16 protein-coding genes are annotated in these 25,716 nt (G+C 52.4%); 15 read left to right on the forward strand and 1 reads right to left on the reverse strand.

Annotated features, from left to right (window positions below; translation table 11 throughout):
• Positions 1–138: 138 nt before the first annotated feature.
• From NNN64_RS05140 to NNN64_RS05200, 13 genes are all read left to right on the forward strand, one after another.
• Positions 139–1,305: a bifunctional tRNA (adenosine(37)-C2)-methyltransferase TrmG/ribosomal RNA large subunit methyltransferase RlmN gene (locus tag NNN64_RS05140; RefSeq protein ID WP_271440696.1), complete on the forward strand. Its 1,167-nt coding sequence runs from the start codon at positions 139–141 to the stop codon at positions 1,303–1,305.
• A 285-nt stretch (positions 1,306–1,590) separates the two neighbouring features.
• Positions 1,591–2,583 carry a cytoskeleton protein RodZ gene (gene rodZ / locus NNN64_RS05145; RefSeq protein ID WP_271440697.1) on the forward strand — a complete coding sequence of 331 codons (993 nt, stop codon included), beginning with the start codon at positions 1,591–1,593 and terminating at the stop codon, positions 2,581–2,583.
• Between the two features lie 26 nt (positions 2,584–2,609).
• Positions 2,610–3,728 carry a flavodoxin-dependent (E)-4-hydroxy-3-methylbut-2-enyl-diphosphate synthase gene (gene ispG, locus NNN64_RS05150; RefSeq protein WP_040233471.1) on the forward strand — a complete coding sequence of 373 codons (1,119 nt, stop codon included), beginning with the start codon at positions 2,610–2,612 and terminating at the stop codon, positions 3,726–3,728.
• Positions 3,729–3,838: 110 nt separating this feature from the next.
• Positions 3,839–5,113 carry a histidine--tRNA ligase gene (gene hisS, locus NNN64_RS05155; RefSeq protein ID WP_137384792.1) on the forward strand — a complete coding sequence of 425 codons (1,275 nt, stop codon included), beginning with the start codon at positions 3,839–3,841 and terminating at the stop codon, positions 5,111–5,113.
• 13 nt (positions 5,114–5,126) lie between these two features.
• Positions 5,127–5,747, forward strand: a complete 621-nt coding sequence (locus NNN64_RS05160; protein ID WP_005120429.1) for a YfgM family protein — start codon at positions 5,127–5,129, stop codon at positions 5,745–5,747.
• Between the two features lie 10 nt (positions 5,748–5,757).
• A complete protein-coding gene (bamB, locus tag NNN64_RS05165) occupies positions 5,758–6,936 on the forward strand; it encodes an outer membrane protein assembly factor BamB (protein ID WP_137384790.1) in 1,179 nt (392 codons plus the stop codon).
• A gap of 118 nt (positions 6,937–7,054) precedes the next feature.
• The gene (gene der, locus NNN64_RS05170) at positions 7,055–8,527 is read left to right on the forward strand and encodes a ribosome biogenesis GTPase Der (RefSeq protein WP_271440698.1); all 1,473 of its coding nucleotides are present in this window, start codon (positions 7,055–7,057) and stop codon (positions 8,525–8,527) included.
• 299 nt (positions 8,528–8,826) lie between these two features.
• Positions 8,827–10,368, forward strand: coding sequence for a peptide MFS transporter (locus tag NNN64_RS05175; RefSeq protein WP_271440699.1), 1,542 nt, complete (start codon positions 8,827–8,829; stop codon positions 10,366–10,368).
• Positions 10,369–10,431: 63 nt separating this feature from the next.
• Entirely contained in the window at positions 10,432–11,514 is a 1,083-nt protein-coding gene (locus NNN64_RS05180; protein ID WP_271440700.1) for a Gfo/Idh/MocA family oxidoreductase, read from the forward strand.
• Positions 11,515–11,566: 52 nt separating this feature from the next.
• Positions 11,567–11,788, forward strand: coding sequence for a zinc ribbon domain-containing protein (locus tag NNN64_RS05185; RefSeq protein ID WP_271440701.1), 222 nt, complete (start codon positions 11,567–11,569; stop codon positions 11,786–11,788).
• Positions 11,789–11,981: 193 nt separating this feature from the next.
• Entirely contained in the window at positions 11,982–14,174 is a 2,193-nt protein-coding gene (sinH, locus tag NNN64_RS05190) for an intimin-like inverse autotransporter SinH (RefSeq protein ID WP_271440702.1), read from the forward strand.
• Positions 14,175–14,220: 46 nt separating this feature from the next.
• Entirely contained in the window at positions 14,221–15,192 is a 972-nt protein-coding gene (locus NNN64_RS05195) for a SinI family autotransporter-associated protein (protein ID WP_271440703.1), read from the forward strand.
• Between the two features lie 125 nt (positions 15,193–15,317).
• Complete coding sequence (locus NNN64_RS05200) at positions 15,318–20,834, forward strand: adhesion domain-containing protein (RefSeq protein WP_442870699.1); 5,517 nt, start codon at positions 15,318–15,320, stop codon at positions 20,832–20,834.
• A 6-nt stretch (positions 20,835–20,840) separates the two neighbouring features.
• Here NNN64_RS05200 and xseA read toward each other — a convergent pair whose 3' ends face one another.
• Positions 20,841–22,214 carry an exodeoxyribonuclease VII large subunit gene (gene xseA, locus NNN64_RS05205; protein ID WP_271440704.1) on the reverse strand — a complete coding sequence of 458 codons (1,374 nt, stop codon included), beginning with the start codon at positions 22,212–22,214 and terminating at the stop codon, positions 20,841–20,843.
• 160 nt (positions 22,215–22,374) lie between these two features.
• Between xseA and guaB the strand changes: the two genes are divergently transcribed.
• Together guaB and guaA are read left to right on the forward strand one after the other, a co-directional pair.
• The gene (guaB, locus tag NNN64_RS05210; RefSeq protein ID WP_271440705.1) at positions 22,375–23,841 is read left to right on the forward strand and encodes an IMP dehydrogenase; all 1,467 of its coding nucleotides are present in this window, start codon (positions 22,375–22,377) and stop codon (positions 23,839–23,841) included.
• Positions 23,842–23,904: 63 nt separating this feature from the next.
• Positions 23,905–25,482: a glutamine-hydrolyzing GMP synthase gene (guaA, locus tag NNN64_RS05215; RefSeq protein WP_271440706.1), complete on the forward strand. Its 1,578-nt coding sequence runs from the start codon at positions 23,905–23,907 to the stop codon at positions 25,480–25,482.
• Positions 25,483–25,716 lie beyond the last annotated feature (234 nt).

Below are 25,716 nucleotides of genomic sequence, written 5' to 3' on the forward strand. Positions count from 1 at the left end.
TAATGCTTCGTGCAAACGTGGCATCCCTGCGCCAGACTTTGTACAATGCAACGCCCCGGAAGAGCAGACCGCTTACCGGGGCGTTTCTTTTTAACCCTCCACGGGCCATAACGTGTAACAACGAGGCCGGAAAAAATTATGTCTGAATTAGTTAACACCTCTGAAGTCGTCATTGCTGCGGTTCCAAATAAAAATGGAAAAATTAACCTGCTGGATCTGAACCGTCAGCAGATGCGCGAATTCTTCAAAGAGATGGGCGAAAAGCCGTTTCGTGCCGATCAGGTTATGAAATGGATGTACCACTATTGCAGCGACAATTTTGATGACATGACTGACATCAATAAGGTGCTGCGCAACAAACTGAAAGAAGTGGCTGAAATTCTCGCCCCGGAAGTGGTGGAAGAGCAGCGTTCTTCTGATGGCACTATCAAATGGGCCATCGCGGTTGGCGATCAGCGTGTTGAAACGGTTTATATCCCGGAAGACGATCGCGCGACCCTGTGTGTTTCTTCACAGGTTGGTTGTGCATTAGAGTGTAAATTCTGCTCAACGGCGCAGCAGGGTTTTAACCGTAACCTGCGTGTGTCGGAAATTATTGGTCAGGTCTGGCGTGCGGCGAAAATCGTCGGCGCGGTGAAAGCTACAGGCGTACGTCCCATCACCAACGTGGTGATGATGGGGATGGGGGAGCCACTGCTTAATCTGACTAACGTCGTTCCGGCGATGGAAATTATGCTTGATGACTTCGGTTTCGGGTTGTCCAAGCGTCGCGTCACGCTGTCCACCTCAGGCGTTGTCCCTGCGCTGGATAAGTTGGGCGATATGATTGATGTCGCGCTGGCGATTTCTCTGCATGCGCCAAATGATGAAATTCGTGACGAAATTGTACCTATCAACAAAAAGTACAATATCGAAACGTTCCTCGGGGCAGTGCGCCGCTATCTGGAGAAATCCAATGCGAACCAGGGCCGCGTGACCATCGAGTATGTGATGTTGGATCACATCAACGATGGCACTGAGCATGCTCATCAGCTTGCAGAACTGCTGAAAGACACGCCGTGTAAGATCAACCTGATTCCGTGGAACCCGTTCCCGGGCGCGCCGTATGGCCGTAGTTCTAACAGCCGTATCGATCGTTTCTCTAAAGTGTTGATGAGCTATGGTTTCACGACCATCGTGCGTAAAACACGTGGTGATGATATCGATGCAGCCTGTGGCCAACTGGCGGGAGACGTTATCGACCGTACCAAGCGTACTCTGCGTAAGCGTATGCAGGGCGATGCTATCGATATCAAAACCGTTTGATGCCGAATGCACTACGGTATAAATAATGTACCGTAGTGCAATGTAAGTTACATAAGGTCCTTTGTTGTAGTCGTCTGATCAATAATAACGGTGCGTTTTAGTCGACTTTAAGGCAGTATGTAGCGGTGCAACAAGAGTTTAGACCCTCAGGTTTACGCTGTTTTGTCATTGATAGTCTGACCGTTTTATACTGTCTGACGAAGGTTAACTGACCAGATGTTTCGCGGTGTGGGTGAGCATTGTGGCTCGCCGGCGCCAGAACCCAAATTTACGCAGCTGTAGCGAATGAATACTGAAGCCACGCACGACAAAAATGAAGCACTATCCACCGGCGTTCGTCTGCGCAATGCCCGTGAACAACTCGGATTCAGCCAACAGGTGGTCGCGGAACGACTCTGCCTGAAGGTCTCCACGGTACGCGATATTGAAGAAGATAAGGCACCAGCCGATCTCGCTTCAACATTCCTGCGCGGGTATATCCGTTCTTATGCGCGTCTGGTGCATATTCCTGAAGAAGAACTGTTGCCAGGGCTGGAAAAACAGGCTCCGATTCGCCCTGCCAAAGTTGCGCCGATGCAGAGTTTTTCGCTCGGTAAGCGCCGCAAGAAGCGTGACGGCTGGCTAATGACCTTTACCTGGCTGGTACTGTTTGTCGTTGTCGGACTGACTGGTGCCTGGTGGTGGCAGAACCATAAAGCGCAGCAGGAAGAAATCACCACGATGGCCGATCAATCTTCCGCTGAACTGAATGCCGGTAAAGATAACGCGCAGAGCGTGCCGCTGGATACCAGCGCTGCCGCAAGCCAGGACAATACGCCGGCTCCGGATGATGGCGCAGTGGCTGATGCCGCTCAAACGCCGGATACTGCAGCGACCCCGGCGCCTGGCGCAGATCAAAATGCCGTTGTGGCTCCGTCTCAGGCCAATGTTGATACTGCAATGACCACGCCTACTGCACCCGCGACAGCGGCACCACTGCCGACTGACCAGGCGGGTGTAACAACGCCGACTGCCGATCCTAACGCGCTGGTGATGAATTTCACCGCTGACTGCTGGCTGGAAGTGACCGACGCAACCGGTAAAAAACTGTTTAGCGGCATGCAGCGTAAAGATGGCAATTTGAATCTGACCGGTCAGGCACCGTACAAACTGAAAATTGGTGCTCCGGCGGCAGTGCAGATTCAGTTCCAGGGTAAACCTGTCGACCTGAGTCGTTTTATCAGAACTAACCAGGTTGCGCGTCTGACCGTTAATGCCGAACAATCACCGGCTCAGTAACAGACGGCAATGCGGGAGATTTTTTAATGCATAATCAGGCTCCAATTCAACGTAGAAAATCGACACGCATTTACGTTGGGAACGTGCCGATCGGCGATGGGGCTCCCATCGCCGTACAGTCTATGACCAATACGCGGACCACGGATGTGGAAGCGACGGTTAATCAGATCAAAGCGCTGGAACGTGTAGGCGCAGATATTGTTCGTGTCTCTGTACCGACAATGGATGCTGCAGAAGCGTTCAAGCTTATCAAACAGCAGGTTAATGTCCCGCTGGTTGCCGATATTCACTTTGATTACCGTATTGCGCTGAAAGTGGCGGAATACGGTGTCGACTGTCTGCGTATCAACCCAGGTAACATCGGTAACGAAGAGCGTATTCGCATGGTGGTGGATTGCGCGCGTGATAAAAACATTCCTATCCGCATTGGTGTAAACGCCGGATCGCTGGAAAAAGACCTGCAGGAAAAATACGGTGAGCCGACGCCGCAGGCGCTGCTGGAATCTGCGATGCGTCATGTGGATCATCTCGATCGCCTGAACTTCGATCAGTTCAAAGTCAGCGTGAAAGCGTCTGATGTTTTCCTCGCCGTAGAATCTTATCGCCTGCTGGCAAAACAGATCGATCAACCGCTGCACCTGGGGATCACCGAAGCTGGTGGCCTGCGTAGTGGTTCGGTGAAGTCCGCGATCGGCCTTGGCCTGCTGTTATCTGAAGGGATCGGCGACACACTGCGCGTTTCTTTGGCGGCAGATCCGGTCGAAGAGATCAAAGTGGGCTTTGATATCCTGAAATCGCTGCGCATTCGCGCGCGCGGCATTAACTTTATCGCGTGTCCAACCTGCTCACGCCAGGAGTTCGACGTTATTGGTACGGTTAACGCGCTGGAGCAACGCCTGGAAGATATCATTACGCCAATGGACGTTTCGATCATCGGTTGCGTGGTAAACGGTCCTGGTGAAGCACTGGTTTCCACGCTGGGCGTGACGGGCGGCAACAAGAAAAGCGGCCTGTATGAAGACGGCGTGCGTAAAGACAGACTCGACAACGATGACATGATCACGCAGCTCGAAGCCCGTATTCGCGCCAAAGCGAGTATCCTGGACGAAGCGCGACGCATTGACGTGCAGCAGCTTGAAAAATAATAACGTGATGGGAAGCGGCGTGCTTCCCGTGTATGATTGAACCCGCATGGCGCCCGTATTATTCGGGTTAGCGCTGAGGGTTCATTTTTATATCCATAAAGAGAATAAACGTGGCAAAAAACATTCAAGCCATTCGCGGCATGAACGATTATCTGCCTGGCGAAACCGCCATCTGGCAGCGCATTGAAGGCACTCTCAAAAACGTGCTCGGCAGCTACGGTTACAGTGAAATCCGCTTGCCGATTGTAGAGCAGACCCCGTTATTCAAACGTGCGATCGGTGAAGTGACCGACGTCGTTGAAAAAGAGATGTATACCTTTGAGGACCGCAATGGCGACAGCCTGACCCTGCGTCCTGAAGGCACTGCGGGCTGCGTACGCGCCGGCATCGAACATGGTCTCCTGTACAATCAGGAACAGCGTCTGTGGTACATCGGGCCGATGTTCCGCCACGAACGTCCGCAAAAAGGTCGTTATCGTCAATTCCATCAGTTGGGTGTCGAAGTGTTTGGTCTGCAAGGCCCAGATATTGATGCTGAGCTGATTATGCTGACTGCCCGCTGGTGGCGTGCACTGGGTATTTCCCAGCATGTTAGCCTTGAGCTGAACTCTATCGGTTCGCTTGAAGCTCGTGCTAACTACCGTGATGCGCTGGTCGCCTACCTGGAACAGCACAAAGAAAAACTGGACGAAGATTGCAAGCGCCGCATGTACACCAACCCGCTGCGTGTTCTCGACTCCAAAAACCCGGACGTGCAGGCGCTGCTGAACGATGCCCCTGCACTGGGTGACTATCTTGATGATGATTCTCGCGAACATTTCGCGGGGTTGTGCAAACTGCTGGAATCCGCAGGTATTGCCTACACCGTTAATCAGCGTCTGGTTCGCGGCCTCGACTACTACAACCGTACCGTATTTGAGTGGGTAACCAATAGCCTGGGTTCACAGGGTACCGTCTGTGCAGGTGGTCGCTATGATGGTCTGGTTGAGCAACTTGGAGGTCGTGCCACGCCAGCGGTAGGTTTCGCTATGGGTCTGGAACGACTTGTTTTGTTAGTTCAGGCAGTTAATCCGGAATTTAACGCAGATCCTGTTGTCGATATATACCTGGTTGCGTCAGGTGCGGATACGCAGTCAGCCGCAATGCGGCTTGCTGAACGTCTGCGTGATGACGTTCCCGGTGTGAAATTGATGACTAACCACGGTGGCGGCAACTTTAAGAAACAGTTTGCTCGCGCCGATAAGTGGGGCGCCCGCGTTGCACTGGTACTGGGTGAGTCCGAAGTGGCTGACGGTACCGTTGTAGTGAAGGATTTGCGCTCTGGTGAGCAAACGGCAGTAGCGCAGGATAGCGTTGCCACGCATTTGCGCACTCTACTGGGCTAAGGAGAAGGACAGCGTGGAAATTTACGAGAACGAACACGACCAGGTTGATGCGGTAAAACGCTTCTTTGCTGAAAACGGCAAAGCGCTGGTTGTTGGGGTCATTTTAGGGGTTGGCGCGCTGGTCGGCTGGCGTTACTGGACCAGTCATCAGACGGAGTCCGCACGCTCTGCTTCTCTGGCATATCAAAATACGGTGACTGCGGTTAGCGCAGGTAAGCCTGATAGTATTCCTGCCGCAGAGAAATTTGCAGCGGAAAACAAAAACACCTATGGCGCGTTAGCGTCAATGGAACTGGCACAGCAGTTTGTTGACCAAAACGAACTAGAGAAAGCCGCGGCCCAGTTACAACAAGGCCTGGCCGCCACCAGCGATGAGAATCTCAAAGCGGTGCTTAATCTGCGTCTTGCTCGTGTTCAGGTTCAGCTTAAGCAGGCTGATACCGCGCTGAAAACACTCGATACCATTAAAGGTGAAGGGTGGGCGGCAATTGTGGCCGATCTGCGTGGTGAAGCGTTGCTGAGCAAAGGCGACAAACAAGGTGCGCGTAGCGCATGGGAAGCGGGTGTGAAAAGCGATGCCTCTCCTGCTCTGAGCGAAATGATGCAGATGAAAATCAATAATTTGTCCATCTGAGAGGGACCCGATGCAATTGCGTAAATTACTTCTGCCAGGGCTGCTTTCCGTTACCCTATTGAGCGGCTGTTCACTGTTTAGTGGCGAAGAAGATGTCGTTAAGATGTCCCCGTTACCGGTGGTTGAAAACCAGTTTACTCCGTCTACTGCCTGGAGCACTTCTGTAGGCAACGGTATTGGCGATTTCTATTCTAACCTTCATCCTGCACTGGCGGATAACGTGGTCTATGCAGCCGATCGCGCAGGTGTGGTGAAAGCGCTGAATGCAGACGACGGCAAAGAAGTCTGGTCTGTTAATCTGGGTGAGAAAGACGGTTGGTTCTCCCGTGCATCTGCTCAGCTTTCTGGCGGTGTAACCGTGTCGGGCGGCCATGTTTATATTGGCAGCGAAAAAGCACAGGTTTATGCGCTTAACACCAGTGACGGTACAACTGCATGGCAAACGAAAGTTGCCGGTGAAGCGTTGTCTCGCCCGGTGGTGAGCGATGGCGTGGTATTGATCCATACCAGTAACGGTCAGTTGCAGGCATTGAACGAAGCTGACGGTGCCATCAAATGGACTGTGAACCTCGACATGCCATCACTTTCCTTACGTGGTGAATCTGCTCCGGCGACCGCCTTTGGCGCTGCGATTGTGGGTGGCGATAATGGTCGCGTAAGTGCCGTACTGATGCAGCAGGGCCAGATGATTTGGCAGCAGCGTATCTCTCAGGCCACTGGCCCAACCGAAATCGATCGTCTGAGTGATGTCGATACCACGCCGGTTATCGTCAATGGCGTAGTTTACGCACTGGCTTATAATGGTAACCTGACGGCGCTGGATCTGCGCAGCGGCCAGATCATGTGGAAACGTGAGCTCGGCTCGGTGAATGATTTCATCGTTGATGGTAATCGTATCTATCTGGTTGATCAGAATGACCGTGTGCTGGCGCTGACGACCGATGGCGGCGTGACGCTGTGGACGCAAAGCGATCTGCTGCACCGTCTGCTGACGTCTCCGGCTCTGTATAACGGTAACCTGGTTGTAGGCGATAGCGAAGGCTACCTGCACTGGATTAACGTTGAAGATGGTCGCTTTGTCGCTCAGCAGAAGGTCGACAGCTCAGGTTTCCTGACCGAGCCGGTTTCTGCTGATGGTAAACTGCTGATCCAGGCGAAAGACGGTACGTTGTACTCCATTACGCGTTAATCGTCCTGGCCGCTCGCTTTGAAAAACGGCTCCTGGTGCAGGGGCCGTTTTACTGTTTTTAACAATGGCGCAAAAATAGCGTCCATTGTCTGATGATTTTTTAAATGAGGCTTTAAACATGGTACCTGTGGTCGCGCTTGTCGGGCGCCCTAACGTTGGCAAATCCACGTTATTTAACCGTCTAACTCGCACCCGAGATGCGCTGGTTGCGGATTTCCCGGGTCTGACTCGTGACCGTAAGTACGGTCGTGCGGAAATTGAAGGCCGCGAGTTTATCTGCATTGATACTGGCGGTATTGATGGCACCGAAGACGGTGTTGAAACCCGTATGGCTGAGCAGTCGTTGTTGGCTATCGAAGAAGCAGACGTTGTGCTGTTCATGGTGGATGCGCGTGCTGGTCTGATGCCGGCAGATGAAGCCATTGCCAAGCATCTGCGTGCGCGCCAGAAACCAACCTTCCTCGTTGCCAACAAAACTGACGGACTCGATCCAGATCAGGCCGTTGTCGATTTCTATTCACTGGGATTGGGTGAAATTTACCCTATCGCGGCGTCTCATGGTCGTGGTGTCCTTAGCCTGCTGGAACACGTTCTGCTACCGTGGATGGACGATGTCGCGCCGCAGGAAGAAGTAGATGAAGATGCGGAATACTGGGCGAAACTGGAAGCCGAAGAAAACGGTGAAGAAGAGCCTGAAGATGATTTCAATCCACAGGATCTGCCCATCAAACTGGCCATTGTCGGGCGCCCGAACGTAGGTAAGTCCACACTGACTAACCGTATTCTCGGTGAAGACCGCGTTGTGGTCTACGATATGCCGGGGACCACGCGCGACAGTATTTATATTCCGATGGAACGTGATGAACGCGAATATGTGCTGATTGATACTGCGGGTGTACGTAAGCGCGGTAAAATTACCGAAGCGGTAGAAAAATTCTCCGTAATCAAAACGTTGCAGGCAATTGAAGATGCCAACGTGGTGATGCTGGTGATTGACGCACGCGAAGGGATTTCCGATCAGGACCTCTCGCTGCTGGGCTTTATCCTCAATAGTGGGCGCTCACTTGTTATCGTCGTCAACAAATGGGACGGCCTGACGCAGGAAGTGAAAGAACAGGTAAAAGAGACTCTGGACTTCCGCCTGGGCTTTATCGATTTTGCCCGCGTTCACTTTATTTCCGCGCTGCATGGCAGCGGCGTAGGCAACCTGTTCGAATCCGTGCGCGAAGCGTATGACAGCTCAACCCGCCGCGTTAGCACCGCGATGCTGACCCGCATTATGACCATGGCGGTAGAAGACCATCAGCCGCCGCTGGTGCGTGGTCGCCGTGTGAAGCTTAAGTATGCTCACGCCGGTGGTTATAACCCGCCGATTGTGGTGATTCACGGTAACCAGGTGAAAGACCTGCCGGATTCATACAAGCGCTATCTGATGAACTACTTCCGCAAATCACTGGAAGTAATGGGGACGCCAATCCGTATTCAGTTCAAAGAAGGGGAAAACCCGTTTGCGAATAAACGTAATACACTGACACCAACGCAGATGCGTAAGCGTAAGCGTTTGATTAAGCACATCAAAAAAAGCAAGTAACCCTTGCTGATGGCGATAGAGGCCCGCGTAAATCGCGGGCTTTTTTTCGCCCTTTTTTAGTCTGTACCTGTCTGTTTGCTGTCAATGACTATTCGCTTTTTACCAAGTTTAAATCTAAGAAAGTAGACAATTGTCGAATTTTCATCTTAAAGTCACCCGGTTGGTACTAGACAAAACTACTGTCAGGTTATCAAATGGTTAAATAACTCTTCGCCGTATGTAAAAAATCGACCAGCTACGTAACTGGCCGGCGTACATCACGGTGTTTACAAGCACACGACATATTTTTCGGGAGAATTATGCAATCCTCTGTTAATCAAAAAGAAAGCCGAACGTTCTTCGGTCATCCTTATCCGCTCGGCTCATTGTTCTTCACTGAGATGTGGGAGCGCTTTTCGTTTTATGGCATTCGTCCGTTACTGATCCTGTTTATGGCTGCTACCGTTTATGACGGCGGTATGGGGCTGGCGCGTGAAAATGCATCGGCAATTGTCGGTATTTTTGCCGGTACGATGTACCTTGCCGCGCTGCCGGGCGGTTGGCTGGCGGATAACTGGCTCGGTCAGCAAAGAGCTGTCTGGTATGGCTCTATCCTGATTGCCCTTGGCCATCTGTCGATTGCGCTCTCTGCCATCATGGGTGACAACCTGTTCTTTATCGGCCTGATGTTTATCGTGCTCGGCTCAGGTCTGTTCAAGACCTGTATCTCGGTAATGGTTGGGACGCTGTATAAAAAAGGCGATGCGCGTCGTGATGGCGGTTTCTCGCTGTTCTACATGGGTATCAATATGGGCTCCTTCATTGCTCCGTTGATCTCCGGGTGGCTGATTAAGTCTCATGGCTGGCACTGGGGTTTTGGTATCGGTGGCATCGGGATGCTGGTCGCGTTGATTATCTTCCGCGTGTTTGCTGTTCCGGCGATGAAGCGCTACGACAGCGAAGTCGGGCTGGACTCTACCTGGAACAGCCCGGTAGTCAAAAGAAAGGGCGTAGGCACGTGGTTGTTGGCGCTGGCGGTAGGTGTGGCAGTCATTGTTACCCTGATAGCTCAAGGTGTGATTGTGATTAACCCGGTCGCGGTAGCCAGCGTGTTGGTGTATGTGATTGCGGCATCCGTAGCCCTCTACTTCATCTACCTGTTTGTATTTGCAGGGCTGAACCGTAAAGAGCGCGCCAGATTGTTGGTCTGCTTTATTCTGCTGGTTTCCGCTGCCTTCTTCTGGTCGGCATTTGAGCAAAAGCCAACGTCGTTTAACCTGTTCGCTAACGACTACACTAACCGTATGATCGGCGATTTTGAAATCCCGGCTGTCTGGTTCCAGTCGATTAACGCGCTGTTTATCATCCTGCTGGCCCCGGTCTTTAGCTGGGCGTGGCCAAAGCTTGCCAGCATGAACATTCGCCCGAGCAGTATCACTAAATTTGTTATCGGTATTCTGTGTGCCGCAGCGGGTTTTGGCCTGATGATGCTGGCAGCACAAAACGTGCTGAATAATGGCGGTGCAGGCGTTTCGCCTTTCTGGCTGGTGGGCAGCATCCTGATGCTGACACTTGGTGAACTGTGCCTGAGTCCGATTGGCCTGGCGACAATGACGCTGCTGGCACCGGAAAGAATGCGCGGTCAGATGATGGGACTGTGGTTCTGTGCAAGTGCACTGGGTAACCTGGCTGCGGGCCTGATCGGCGGCCACGTGAAAGCCGATCAGCTGGATATGCTGCCGGATCTGTTTGCACGTTGTTCCATCGCGTTGATAATCTGTGCTGCGGTACTGATAGTCCTCATTGTTCCGGTACGCCGTATGCTGGAGAATGCACAGACTAAACCGGTTACCAGCGCCTGATAAAACCTCGACATTGCCGGGGCGGGCATTCTGCTCCGGCAATTCAATCTACGAGGTAAGAGTATGCTGTTAGGGTTTGTGGGGCTTGGCGCGGTGGTTGAAACGGCATACTTGCCCGCATTACGTCACATGTTCGGTGATTCACTCCGCTGTGTGGGATTTGATGTGCAACCCGCAAAACAGCCTGCAGATGTGACACGCTGCGCATCGCTTGCTGAACTTCTTGCAACACCGCTTGATACCCTGTTTATCACCACCGCATCCCTGCACCATCTTGAAGTGCTGGAACAGGCGCTCGCTTCGCCCATCGCACGTATCGTGGTCGAAAAACCGATTGTCGCCACGCTTTCCCAAATTGAAAAACTGAAAATGCTGCTGGTTCAACCCGGCGTCGCTGATCGTGTACTGGCGCTAGACCACTGGATGGCGCGTAATGGCGCAATGCAGCTGGCATTGGGGAAACTCGGAGCGTTGTGGCTGGGCGATAACCCACAACCGGCACTGGTTTCCCACTTTTCGGACATTGTTAAAATTGAAGGATTCTTGCAGGAGCCAAGCGGGTTTAACACCGCCGGGGAACCTATCGCGCTCAACTTTGCCACCGGTGAGCCGGATGCGCGCGAGCTTCGACACCCGGATGGTGTGATTCTGGATATAGGTACGCATGTGCTGGCAATGTTGCGTGAAACGGTTCGCTACCTCGGGGGAAGTGATGAGATGGTGCTGCAGGTGATAACCGCGAAAGACCGTCTGGGGCGTGATATCTCCCGCGGTGACCTGACCACGGCAGAAGGTGAAGCTCATCTTCAGGGGCAGATTAGCGGTATTCCGCTGGATATCTGGCTCAACAAATATGCGGGACCTGCGGGAGGGCAAAAAGGTCTGCGCCTGTATCTGAGAGATGGGCGAATCATTAGCCATGACCGGCGCGGTGCAGAAGATGTGCTGGAACTTATTGAGGGCGATACTGTTTTGCGCTGGAGTCTTGCGGGGGCGGTTTATGCGCACTGCCTGGCAGAGCATATCCTGGGGGGGCAAAGTTTGTTTGAACGTAGCCCGCAGGAAGTCGGGCGGACAACGCAGCGCCGACTGGAAGAAGTGGAGCGCTTGTTAATGCTACAGCAGCAGTTGCGCGGGCAACATTAAGTGCACCGTGTTAACATCAGGGTAGTAATGAATTCCCCGTACAGGAGTCACCATGTCTATTATCTGCCCTGATTGTCATACTTCGCTGGAGCCTCAAAACGGCGTGGCATATTGCGAAAACTGTAATAAAGATATTCTGCTTGAAGCGCATTGCCCGGAGTGCCATCAGCCGCTGCAGGTGTTAAAAGCCTGCGGTGCGGTCGATTATTTCTGCCAGAATGGGCACGGGCTTATCTCTAAGAAACGCGTGGCGTTCTTGATTAAAAATAATTAAAAGTGAGTTAAGAACTTCTTATTTGATTGTCTGTTTTTACGTTTGCTACCATTGAATAAGACAGTATTCATTGAGTCATTAATATCTATTGGCATATTAAATAGATATTAATGATGAAATGGGTTCTGTTATTTTTTTTCACCGTAAATAATATTATATTAATCACTGCGATGAACTCAAGGATGGTTGTCGTATGGCGCAATGGATGCGCATTTTTATTCTGCTGTGGCTACCTTGTGTGGCTATTTCAGTTTCAGGTGCTAATGCATCGACTATTTCAGGAGAACTCAGTGAATCAGCATTGCCTGATTTAGCGAGCGATTCTGCGAAAAAAACGGAACAGGATAATAGCGGCAAAGCATATACGGATAAAGGTGCCGACTATTTTATTAATTCTGCCACTCAAGGGTTCGATAACCTGACACCAGAAGCCCTTGAATCTCAGGCCCGAAGCTATCTTCAGGGACAAATCACGTCATCTGCACAATCTGGCGTTGAATCACTCCTGTCACCTTATGGCAAGGTGCGTACTAATCTGGCGATTGGCGAGAGGGGTAATCTGGAAGGCAGTAGTCTGGATTATTTTGTCCCCTGGTATGATAACCAGCAGACGCTGCTTTTTAGCCAGCTTTCAGCCCAGCGTAAAGAAGATCGTACTATTGGTAATCTGGGGTTTGGTGTGCGGCAGAATGTTGGAAACTGGCTACTGGGCGGCAACATGTTTTATGACTACGATTTTACGCGTGGTCATCGCCGACTGGGTTTAGGCAGTGAAGCATGGACCGATTTTCTGCGTTTTTCCGGTAACTATTACCATCCGCTGTCAGGCTGGAAAGATTCTAAAGATTTTGAATTCTACGAAGAACGCCCGGCACGGGGATGGGATGTTCGTACTGAAGCGTGGTTACCCTTTTATCCGCAACTTGGCGGAAAACTAATTTATGAACAGTATTATGGCGATGAAGTGGCGTTGTTCGGGACCGATAATCTGCAAAAAGATCCGCATGCACTGACGGTTGGTCTTAGCTACACGCCAGTTCCTCTGGTTACGCTGAGTACCGATTATAAAGCGGGTACCGGAGACAACACTGATTTAAGTATGAGTGCTTCATTGACGTATCAGTTTGGTACACCGATAGCAGCACAACTTGATCCGGAAAATGTAAAAACACAACATTCGTTAATCGGGAGTCGTACCGATTTTGTTGATCGTAATAACTTTATTGTTCTTGAGTACCGCGAGAAAGATCCTCTTGATGTCACCCTGTGGCTGAAGGCGGATACAACCAATGAACACCCCGAATGCATCATCCAGGATCAGCCTGAAGCGGGAGTGGGGCTGGAAAAGTGTAAATGGACGATCAACGCGTTAATCAACCATCGCTACAAGATAGTGACGGCATCGTGGCAGGCGAAAAACAATGCGAATCGCACGTTGGTTATGCCCGTGGTCAAAGCCAATACGCTCACCGAAGGCAACAACAACCGTTGGAATCTGGTGCTTCCTGCATGGGTGAATGCCAGCACAGAAGAAGCACGACTAGCGCAAAACACCTGGAAAGTACGTATTACCCTGGAAGATGAAAAGGGCAATAAACAGAATTCGGGCGTTGCGGAAATAACGGTTCAGCAGAATCGTCAGATTGAGCTCGTTGTCGATAATATTGCTGATGCCGATCGTACCGATCGTAGCCATGCTGCCAGCGCACTGGCAGATGGCGTAGATGGTGTTGTAATGGGGGTACTGCTAACGGATTCTTTTGGTGAAAGTACCGACAGCAATGGCAACGAACTGGTCGATAAGGCAATGACTCCTGAGTTGTACGACAGTAACGACAACAAAGTTACATTAGGGTCGACGGCCTGCACCACAACAACACCCTGTGTATTCATCACCAGCCGCGATAAAACTGCAGGGACAATCACCCTGGCGAGTACGCTGCCGGGAGCCTTCCGCTGGAAGGTCAAAGAGGATGCTTATGGCGATAGCAACTATGTCGATATTACTTTCCTGAGTGAGAGCACCACTGACCTCAAGGCCATCATCTATCAGTTAAAAGCGGTAAATCCGGCGAATCTGGCGGGCAAGGAAGACCGCCACCCCATACTTAACAATACCTACCGTTTCGTCCTCTGGCGCGACAAAAACAACGATGGCGTATTCCAAATGTCAGAGCAGCTCGTGGAGGATGAAATGACGCGGTACGACTACCAGTGGGAATTTATCGGGCAGAGCACCAACGGACATACCGGGGCGCTGGCCAATACTCGTAATGAAGATTTAGTGCTGCCAATAACCAATAAAGAGGCGGCACAAAAATTTACTGCCAATGAGGAAGATGGCGTTCAGGGTTACGGCATACGGGTGATGTATAGCCAGAAATAGCGTCAGTGAGTTTACCGCTGATTGTTGAAGAAAAAGGAGAGTCTTAATGCAGGTATTATTTAATAGACGATTGACCAGGGTCGCTCTGGCGCTGGTGGTTGCAGGATACTGCTCGGTTCCGGCAATGGCGGCGGACGGCAATTTAAAAAGCGGTCAATGGCAGATTTTGACTGATAGCACAGGGTCTATCCAGGGGACGATTCCGTGGATCACTCGGGCGGAAGATAAGGTTGCGGAAACCGATAAGAACCACGTTCTTGTCACTATCGATCGCGGCAGTCGTACTATTGGCTCCGGCGACGGTGATAAGCAGTTCCATATTGGCGATAAGGTAACAGTCAACTGGGCGATTGGTGATACAGAAGGCGATTTGGATAAGGGCAATACTGCCACCAAAGCCACTGTTATTTGGGTGCGTTCGAAGAACCAGGACGGCTCGGATGCTGAAGAGATTAGTGGAACGACGGGCCAGGACACCTACACCATCCAGGCCGATGATGCTGATTATTATCTTGGTATCAAGATTACGCCAACCACAACCACCGGTGATCCGAATGTCGCGACAGTCTTACTGCTGAATGACCTTTCCACCAACGCGGGCGGCGGTGCGGACGACGATGATATTCCGGAAGGCCCGGTTGTTGATGATAACGTGAAAGTGGCTATCTATGAGTCTGGAACAACGGCGAACCTGCTGGGTAATACGTCCACCAAACTCAAAACCAATACCACCTATAAAGTTCTGCTGTGGAAAGATAAAAACGGCAACAATACTTATGATACCGGTGAAGATGTTACCAGCAGCTATAACTATCGCTGGAAATTTACCGGGACCAGCCTGCAGCTTGGCGCGGCGGGCGGTATCGTCAACGAAAGCTTCAACAACAGCGATCTGGTTATTCCTGTCACCAATGCTGAGGCGAAAACGGCATTCGACAACGGCGAGAGCGGTGGTGTTACCCTTGGCAACGATGGTGTCCAGGGTTACGGACTGTCAATCGATTACCAACGCAAGTAATACTCAACGAGGCCATTCCCGCAAGGGGATGGCCTTTTCCATGCGTTTTGCTTAGCCGCACGCTAAGCAAAACGTGTTGAAAAAGCTCCCGAAATTACAGGTGGATATCGCTCATGGATGGCAATCTGCGTTGTTACAAAATATATCGTTTCTTACTGGCTATGCTGCTGTTTGTTGACTGCATGGCATTGCCCGCCTCTGCGGCGCTGAAAAGCGGGGCCTGGCAGGAACTGAGCAGTGCCACAGATGCCATCAACGGTACTGTCCCGCAGGCCGATGGTGCGACAATTCCGGTTTATCAGGGGAGTGTTTTGCTTAATCCGGAGGACACAAACACTGTCAGCTTTAGTGCGATGCCCCGTGACTTCAGTACGGATGATACGCCGAGTGCATTGCAACTGGTGAACCCTGTTGACACCGAAGGCGATATTTTCGCTATACCACCATTACGCTGGGCAAGTCAGATGCCTGTCGTTGAACTCATCTGGGCAGATGCCAGTACGCCGGACGAGCCGCTGGATCCACAGCCTGCCGCCAATAAGACCTTTTGTGCACAAAATATGGCTGGACGGCAGTTTGTCGTCTGGCCGCAAATTGATGCCGATACCGCCACCACGCTCTATCTGCAAACCACGACCGGCACGCCATTTAATAATACCGTCTCGTTGCTGAGTCAGAAGATACCGATTTCCATCGCAGCGGCGGCGGGCGATCCAATATCGATCTCGGCCGATCATTATGATGATACGTTGCAGGCGGCGAAGGTGAAGGCTGGAGAGAGCATTACGTTGAGCATTACTACGCGTGATTGTCAGGGGGAGGCCGTTGGTAATACGGCATTTGTTATCACCCGTAGTGATGCGTTGAATCGCCAGGGAGAGGTCAACAATAACGCACCTGTGCACGTGGGGGATACTGAACTGACTACGCCGGGCACTGAATATCACGGTACCACTGATGCTAACGGAAAGGCTACCGTCACGGTTACGCAGACCAATGGTCCTGGCGTGAAAACGCAACTGACGGTTTATCCCACGAATGCCGTAACGTTAAAAGCCGATATCAATGTGATTTTCACAACGTTAACCAGCCCGGACAGCGCCAACGCTAATATGTGGGGCCATATGACCGAGAGTGCCAGTGCAACGGTTGATGGGGATACGTACACGTTTACACGGCCAAAGTTGGCGGCGGAAACCGATGGCGAAAATGGGGTTGTGGCGGCTAACAATGAAAGTTGGGCGTTGTTTACCTGGAGCGGAGCGGATAACGACTGTGACATTCTGCCGGATGCGCGTCAGCTTATGGGGTTAAAAATTGCCCGCGGCGACCTGGTCACTTCTCTGGGGTGGCCAGTGGCGGGAACCAACGAATACTGGTCGTCTTCGACAGGGACGTTGAGCCAGAACCATCTGGGCGTCAATATGCTCAGCCGTAGCGTTGCTGATGAGCCAGATAGCACCACCTCCGTGGTGAGCTGTGTTGATAAGGCCTCGCCAGCGGTGACACCGATTGTCACGCTTACGCTGGATAGCATGGACAGCACAGCCAATGCAGCGAAGGTTAACGTGGGCCAGTCAATCAATATGAAGGTTGCCGTCACCGATAACGTAACGGGGGAAGCGCTACCGTACCGCAGTTTTGATCTGTATCTGGGTGATGAACAGAACCGAAAAGGGCAGACGAATGCCCAGGCACAAGCTGAGGGCGAGAGCTATGGCTGGAATGATAATCCGGTGCTGGCGAGCATCGAAGGTTCAGGGACACCGGAACATTATCATGGTATTACCGGTGCAGATGGTCAGCTTTCCGTTGAATTGACGCAGAATAACGGCGCTGGCGTGATGACGCCGCTGCGCGTGGTGCTGACCGACGGCACTGAAGCTTTCGCTAACGTTATTTTTACCGTAGTGACCAGCCCGAATGTCTCGCAGGCGCGGATGTGGGGCCATATGCAGGGGGTGGTTGAAGCCGGTAATATCTATAAGCGCCCGTTACTGGCGTCTGAAGCGAGGGCGCAGACGGGCTCGACGGTGGAGAACCACGAAGACTGGGCTACTTTCAACTCGGTGACGGCGGCAACCAACCAGTGCGGTGCTAATCAGGTACCAGGGCAGTTGTCACTGGACTCGCTGTATCAGGCACATTCCGGCAATGCGATGGCGACGAACTATGGCTGGCCAACAGCTGGCCATAGCTATATCTCTGCTGATACTGATGGCACAGAGACCGCGCATGTCAATCTGGTAAACGGTGCTGATACACTGTTCAGCGGTATGGAAGCGAACTACCTCAGTTGTTCGGGTAATGAACTGGTGACCCGGCTGGAGGTCTGGTTCAACGACGATGCGACCCTCAGTCAGGCTACAGCAAAAGTGGGCGAACCGATTACGATGCATGTCCATTCCGTGAATGCGCTGAACAACCTGGCGGTGCCGAGTGCCAAATTTACGATCACGATGACACACGGTAAAAACCGCAACGGCCTGACAACAGGTTTCAGCGACAGCACTGACGGCGCGTTGGTTATGGGGGGCGAAACCTACGGTTCTTCTGAGTCATCCATGACTTATGAAGGGATGACCGATGCCGAGGGCAATGCGTCGATAGTGATAGAGCAACCGCAGGGCGTGGGACTGCTGACGCAACTCACCGTTGTACCTGTTAACTCGTACATCACTACACCGGTATCACGCAGCGTTAAGTTTTTGGTTCCTACCAGCCCCGATACAGCAGATGCGCAGATGTGGGGCTATATGGCGGATACCATTACCGTCGGTAATCTGACGTTTGAACGCCCCAAACTGGCGTCGGAAGTCAATGCAACGCGCACTCAGGAAGAAGATAACGAAACCTGGGCGCGGGTTACCCATGCCGATGCAGCCGGTAATACGGGCGTCGGTGGGTGTGCGACAATGCGGTTACCGCGACTTGACCAACTAAGTGAGCTCTATAGCGCTAATAGCAATGGTGCAATACACAACACCCAGGGCTGGCCAGTTACTGAGCCGTACTGGTCAGCGACATTTGCCAGCCCGACGACGTGGAAAACGCTCTCCCTTGCCAGCGGCAATGAGGGGAGCGACGGTAGCGCATCCATTTATACCAGCTGTCTGGCAAGTGACAACGCTGTCGCCACCACCATTACCCTTGAGGTGGTTGATGCCACTGAGTGGAGCGATACTCAGCAGGCTGCAAAGGTGAAGAAAGGCGATACCCTGCAACTCAGGGTCACAGTGAAAGATGCCAGCGGTGAACCGCTACCGGATACGCCGTTTGTATTGCGTCGCGGAGACGGCTACACCCGCCAGGGGGTTCAGCATACAGCCGGCAGTGGCGACGGTATTGTGTCACCCGTCGTGATTGATGGTGAATCGCTTAACGATACTTCTACCAAAATCGGCGGACTGACGGGCGCAGACGGCAGCAAAATCATCAATGTTACCCGTCCAAACACACACGGAACGAAAGTCGCGATTACCGCTTCGCTGTACGACAATGCCAGCGTGAGTGACAGTATCGATACTATTTTTACCGTCGCAACCAGCCCGGACAGCGATAAAGCAGCGATGTGGGGACATATGCCGGAAACGACGACCGCGGCTAACGGTACAGTATTCAAGCGCCCGCTGTTGCTCGCTGAGATCTCTGACAGTGTTGCCGGCAGCAGCAAAGAGAACAACGAAACTTGGGGAACCGCAGATTATCATGGCATTACCAACATCTGTGGTGCTGAATATGTCCCGGCTCTTGCCGATTTGCAGTCGCTCTATGAGGCCTGGCCGGGCGGGGCAATGAATACACAGCAGGGGTGGCCACTGGATGAAAAAAACTATCAAAACAGCACGGTCGATCTCAGCCGAAGCAGTGAAAACCGGTATGTGAAATCGCTCAATCTCCGAGATAACGGCATTACTTCGCAACTCTGGAGTGAAAAACTCTATTTTTCCTGCTTGCAAAATGCGCATACCGTCGCGACACAGCTCACGCTGACATCATCGCTGTATATCGCGAGTGAGGGGTACGCTAAAGCCAGGGTGGGTGAAACTATTCCGCTGGTGATAACGACGCTGGATGCGCAGGGCAATCCTGTCGGAAATACACCAGTGATTTTTGCGCGAGGCGAGAGTACAGGACGTGCCAGTAAAGACATCAACAGCAGCGATGCCGCCATGATGCAGATTAACCATGAAGAAGGGCGTACCAGCAGCGCCGAATATTATACGGTTACCGGGGATGATGGGACGTTGACGCTGGACATCAGTCAGGATAACGGTGCGGGATTTATCACGCCGCTGCAGGCGACGATCGATGGTCTGAGTGAGAGCAGACAGTCATTACCTGCCGTGTTCACCGTGATGACCAGCCCGGATACGGATAAAGCAAATTACTGGGGCCACATGCCGGAAACGGCGACGAATAGCGCGGGAGTGACCTTCCGCCGTCCTTTGTTGGCCGCAGAGATGTCATCGTACAGTTCAACATATACCTATAACAACGAAGTCTGGCCGCTGGTTACTGCGGCAAAGGCACAGGAAGCGGGTGCAACAGGCTGCGATTTAGCCTATCAGCCGCTGGTGGCTGATATGCAAACGCTGTATATCGATAACATGAGGACTTCCGGTGGTATCGGGACGATTTACGGTTGGCCGGTTGGGGCAAATAAATTCTGGTGGGCGGCCGATCGCGAGGCAGGCACCGGGAATTATCAGTTTGTTCAGCTGAACAGTGGTGGTAACAGTTCAACAAGTAGCTCAGGTGCCACGGCTGCGCAGGTGTGTCTGGTTGATCCCCGTATAACGGCATCGTCGATTACGTTGAGCTCAACGGCGATGGAGGCGGAAAAAGATGCCGCCGTGGCAGAAAAAGGCGATGCCATGCCATTAACGGTTACCGTACAAGACAGTAGTGGTAATCCGGTGTCGGGTGCGAGTTTCACACTTTCTCGTAGCGATTCGACGAACCGGGCGGGCGTAGTGATTACTGATGGTGATGTAGAAGCTGATATGGGAGGTGACAACCTTGTTCTCAGAGAACTGACTCCAGCAAGTGATATCAGCGATATGACAACTGCCGCCAGTGTTTTTACAGGAACGACCGGCACGGATGGCAAGGCAACCTTTACGCTAAGTCAGGACAAGAGCCTGGGGTTGAAAACAACGCTGACTGCGACATTAGTGAGCGATACCCGGCTGCAATCGTCGCTGGATACCATCTTCACGGTACCAACCAGCCCGGATACTGATAAGGCTCATTATTGGGGACATATGCCTGATACAGTAAGCGCTAACGGTAAAATGTTACATCGCCCGCTGCTGGTGGCAGAGTTGCCTTCAGGCGTAACACCGCCGTTATTTATTTTACTCAACAAAGAAGAGTGGGCGTTGGCACATACGGTGGATACCAGTACATGGGATTTAGCGGCGCAGTGCGGTAGCCTGAGCCAGGCAGCGTCGCTGGATGATTTGAAAGCACTGGTTTTCGTCTTCAGCAGCTCAGGGTGGCCATCGACATCAAGCTATGCCTATCTGTCGGGCACCAAGTGCGGCAGTAACTATTGCGGCGTTAACCAGACCAATGGCTCGGTGAATTCGTATATCGACGCTAAGAAAACAGCTGGTTTTGCCACCTGCGTGGAGTAGGAAAACTTAACGCGCCTTACGGGCGCGTGACTTTTTCTGCAGGGTTACAGTCGTGACTTCGCTCTCCACCCAGCCATCTTCCAGTCGTGTCTTCATGACATCACCTGCTTTTACCTGCCTGGCCTGTTTTAGTACCTGGCCGCTGCTGGCTGTGGTCACGCTATAGCCGCGCGCCAGCGTGGCTAACGGGCTGACAGCTTCCAGATGCGTCACCGTATTGCCGAAACGTTCACGTTGATCGCTCAGCCGTGTACGAATGTTCTGTGCCAGACGATGTTCCAGTTGCTGAATACGCGTCTGGGCACGATAAATCCGAGGCTGCGGGTTTTGCTGGTTCAATCGCTGGGTAATACGCAACTGACGTGATGCTACGCGTTTTAGTTGATTATCCAGGGCGAGGTTCATCCGCTGACGCAGACGCTCAAGTGAGGTCTGCTGGCGTGCCAGACGCAACTGAGGGTGCTGTTGTTGCAAGCGATGATGGATCTGAGTAAAGCGACGGGTACGGTTGGCAAGGTAGTAATCCATCGCCATTCCCAGGCGTTGCTGTACAGATTGAATCTGGCGTAGCAGCTCTTGTTGATTACGGCTGACAATTTCGGCAGCCGCAGACGGCGTAGGCGCACGCAAGTCGCCGACGAAGTCAGCGATAGTGACATCGGTTTCATGGCCGACGGCGCTAACAACCGGTATGGCGCTGTTAAATATTGCCCGCGCCACGCGTTCGTCGTTAAAGCTCCATAAATCTTCCAGCGATCCGCCGCCACGGCCGACGATTAAGATATCGCACTCCTGACGTGCGTTAGCCAGTTCAATGGCGCGTACGATCTGGGCGGGTGCGTCATCACCCTGCACGGCGGTTGGATAAATTATCACGGGCAGGGAAGGGTCACGACGCTTCAGAACATGGAGGATATCATGCAGCGCAGCCCCGGTTTTCGAGGTGATCACCCCGACGCAATGGGCCGGTGAGGGCAACGGTTGTTTGTATTGCTGATCGAACAACCCTTCAGCTTGTAATTTGGCCTTCAGCTGTTCATATTTTTGCTGTAACAAACCTTCGCCCGCAGGCTGCATGCTCTCGACGATTATCTGGTAGTCGCCGCGCGGCTCGTACAGCGTAATGTTGGCGCGTACCAGCACTTGCTGTCCATGCTGCGGGCGGAAGGTCACCCGGCGGTTACTGTTGCGGAACATTGCGCAGCGTACCTGGGCGGTGTCATCTTTAAGCGTGAAATACCAGTGGCCTGACGAGGGCTGGGTGAAATTCGAGATTTCGCCGCTGATCCACACGTGTCCCATTTCCTGCTCAAGCAGCAGACGAACCGTCTGGTTTAGGCGGCTTACGGTAAAAATTGAGGTGGTTTGAGAGGATAACATGTGAGCGGGATCAAATTCTAAATCAGCAGGTTATTCAATCGAAAGTAACATGCTCACAGAGGAGCGCAAGGTTTTTTTGCAAAAAAGTGTGGATGCAATCGGTTACGCTCTGTATAATGCCGCGGCAATATTTAATAACCTCCCAGGTGAGATATTGCCCATGCTACGTATCGCTAAAGAAGCCCTGACGTTTGACGACGTCCTCCTCGTTCCCGCTCATTCTACCGTTCTGCCGAATACAGCTGACCTCAGCACGCAGTTGACGAAAACCATTCGCCTGAACATTCCTATGCTCTCTGCGGCAATGGACACCGTGACGGAAGCACGCCTGGCAATTGCCCTGGCTCAGGAAGGCGGCATCGGTTTTATCCACAAAAACATGTCCATCGAGCGCCAGGCCGAAGAAGTTAAACGTGTGAAAAAACACGAATCTGGCGTGGTGACCGACCCGCAGACCGTACTGCCAACCACCACGCTGCGTGAAGTGAAAGAACTGACCGAGCGTAATGGCTTTGCAGGCTACCCGGTTGTAACGGAAGACAACGAACTGGTCGGTATCATCACTGGCCGTGACGTACGCTTTGTGACCGACCTCAGCCAGCCGGTTAGCGTTTACATGACGCCGAAAGAGCGTTTGGTAACCGTACGCGAAGGTGAAGCGCGTGATGTTGTGTTTGCAAAAATGCACGAAAAACGTGTTGAGAAAGCGCTGGTTGTTGATGAAAGCTTCCATCTTCTCGGCATGATCACCGTAAAAGATTTCCAGAAAGCAGAACGTAAACCTAACGCCTGTAAAGATGAGCATGGTCGTCTGCGCGTGGGTGCTGCGGTTGGTGCAGGCGCAGGTAATGAAGAGCGTGTTGATGCGCTGGTTGCCGCCGGTGTTGATGTTTTGCTGATCGACTCCTCTCATGGCCACTCTGAAGGCGTTCTGCAGCGTATCCGCGAAACACGTGCAAAATACCCTGATCTGCAGATCATCGGCGGTAACGTTGCTACGGGGGCAGGCGCGCGCGCTCTGGCCGAAGCAGGCTGTAGCGCGGTTAAAGTCGGTATCGGTCCTGGCTCAATCTGTACTACCCGTATCGTTACCGGTGTGGGTGTTCCGCAGATTACCGCCGTTTCTGATGCGGTTGCAGCACTGGAAGGGACAGGCATTCCGGTTATCGCCGACGGCGGTATTCGTTTCTCTGGCGATATTGCTAAAGCGATTGCTGCAGGTGCTGCTGCTGTCATGGTGGGTTCTATGCTGGCAGGTACCGAAGAGTCTCCGGGGGAAATCGAACTGTACCAGGGGCGTTCTTACAAGTCTTACCGTGGTATGGGGTCCCTGGGTGCGATGTCCAAAGGTTCTTCTGACCGTTATTTCCAGAGCGATAACGCTGCTGACAAACTGGTTCCGGAAGGTATCGAAGGTCGTGTGGCGTATAAAGGTCGCCTGAAAGAGATCATTCACCAGCAGATGGGCGGCCTGCGCTCCTGTATGGGTCTGACCGGCTGTGGTACTATCGACGCGCTGCGTACTCAGGCTGAATTTGTCCGTATCAGCGGTGCGGGTATTCAGGAAAGTCACGTTCACGATGTGACCATCACCAAAGAGTCCCCTAACTACCGCATGGGCTCCTGATAAGTTTCCGCGCCCGGCTCTATGCCGGGCGAATTTGTTTCACTTGCCTCGGAATTAGCGTCAATGACAGACAATATTCATAAACATCGCATTCTCATCCTCGATTTCGGATCGCAGTACACTCAACTGGTTGCACGTCGCGTACGTGAACTGGGCGTCTACTGTGAACTGTGGGCATGGGATGTTACGGAAGCACAAATTCGCGAATTCAACCCAAGCGGTATTATTCTTTCCGGTGGTCCGGAAAGTACCACCGAAGCAAACAGCCCACGTGCACCAGAGTACGTGTTCAATGCTGGCGTGCCGGTCTTTGGCGTGTGCTATGGCATGCAGACCATGGCAATGCAACTGGGTGGACATGTTGAAGGTTCTAACGAGCGTGAGTTCGGTTATGCACAGGTTGAAGTCCAGACCGATAGCGCGCTGATCCGTGGTATCGAAGACTCCCTGACTGCCGAAGGCAAGCCTCTGCTGGACGTATGGATGAGCCACGGCGATAAAGTGACTGCTATCCCGGAAGGTTTTGTTACCGTTGCCAGCACCGACAGTTGCCCGTTCGCCATCATGGCGCATGAAGAAAAACGCTTCTACGGTGTGCAGTTCCACCCGGAAGTCACCCACACCCGTCAGGGTATGCGCATGCTGGAGCGCTTTGTGCGTGACATCTGCCAGTGTGAAGCGTTGTGGACGCCGGAAAAAATCATCGACGACGCTGTTGCACGTATTCGTGAGCAGGTTGGGAATGACAAAGTGATCCTCGGTCTGTCCGGTGGCGTTGACTCCTCCGTTACCGCAATGCTGCTGCACCGCGCAATTGGCAAAAACCTGACCTGTGTCTTCGTGGATAACGGTCTGCTGCGTCTGAACGAAGCTCAGCAGGTGATGGATATGTTCGGCGATCACTTCGGTCTGAACATTATTCACGTGGAAGGCGAGCAACGCTTCCTCGACGCGTTGAAAGGCGAGAACGATCCGGAAGCCAAACGTAAGATCATCGGCCGCGTGTTCGTTGAAGTATTCGACGAAGAAGCGCTGAAGCTGGAAGACGTTAAATGGCTGGCGCAGGGAACTATCTACCCTGACGTGATCGAATCCGCTGCTTCGGCAACCGGTAAAGCACACGTTATCAAATCTCACCACAACGTAGGCGGCCTGCCGAAAGAGATGAAGATGGGCCTGGTTGAACCGTTGCGTGAACTGTTCAAAGACGAAGTGCGCAAAATTGGTCTTGAACTGGGTCTCCCGTATGACATGCTGTACCGCCACCCATTCCCGGGTCCTGGGCTCGGTGTTCGCGTGCTGGGCGAAGTGAAGAAAGAGTACTGTGATTTGCTGCGTCGTGCGGATGCTATCTTCATCGAGGAACTGCACAAAGCTGACCTGTACAACAAAGTAAGTCAGGCGTTCACCGTATTCCTGCCGGTTCGTTCCGTTGGCGTAATGGGCGATGGCCGTAAGTATGACTGGGTTGTCTCCCTGCGTGCTGTAGAAACCATCGACTTTATGACCGCGCATTGGGCACACCTGCCGTATGACTTCCTGGGCCGCGTTTCCAACCGCATCATCAACGAAGTTAACGGCATCTCCCGCGTCGTATATGACATCAGCGGTAAGCCGCCAGCGACCATTGAGTGGGAATGATTTCGCGTCTGGCAACAGCCTGCACGTAAAAGCAGTAAAGTACCTCTAAGCCCGCGTAACTGCGGGTTTTTTTGTTTTTATGTCTGGCACTTTCTGGCAGCTGTTAGCAACGGGAAGCACGGTTTTTTCAATGGAATTTTTGATGGTACTCTCTGGTTTTGAATTCAGGTTTGAAAAAGTACCATGTGATAAATTTCGGTTGAGTTATGGTATTTGTTTTTTATAACTTAATTA

Origin of the sequence: Citrobacter sp. Igbk 14 (genome assembly GCF_028069825.1) — a bacterium.
Classification (GTDB): Bacteria; Pseudomonadota; Gammaproteobacteria; order Enterobacterales; family Enterobacteriaceae; genus Citrobacter.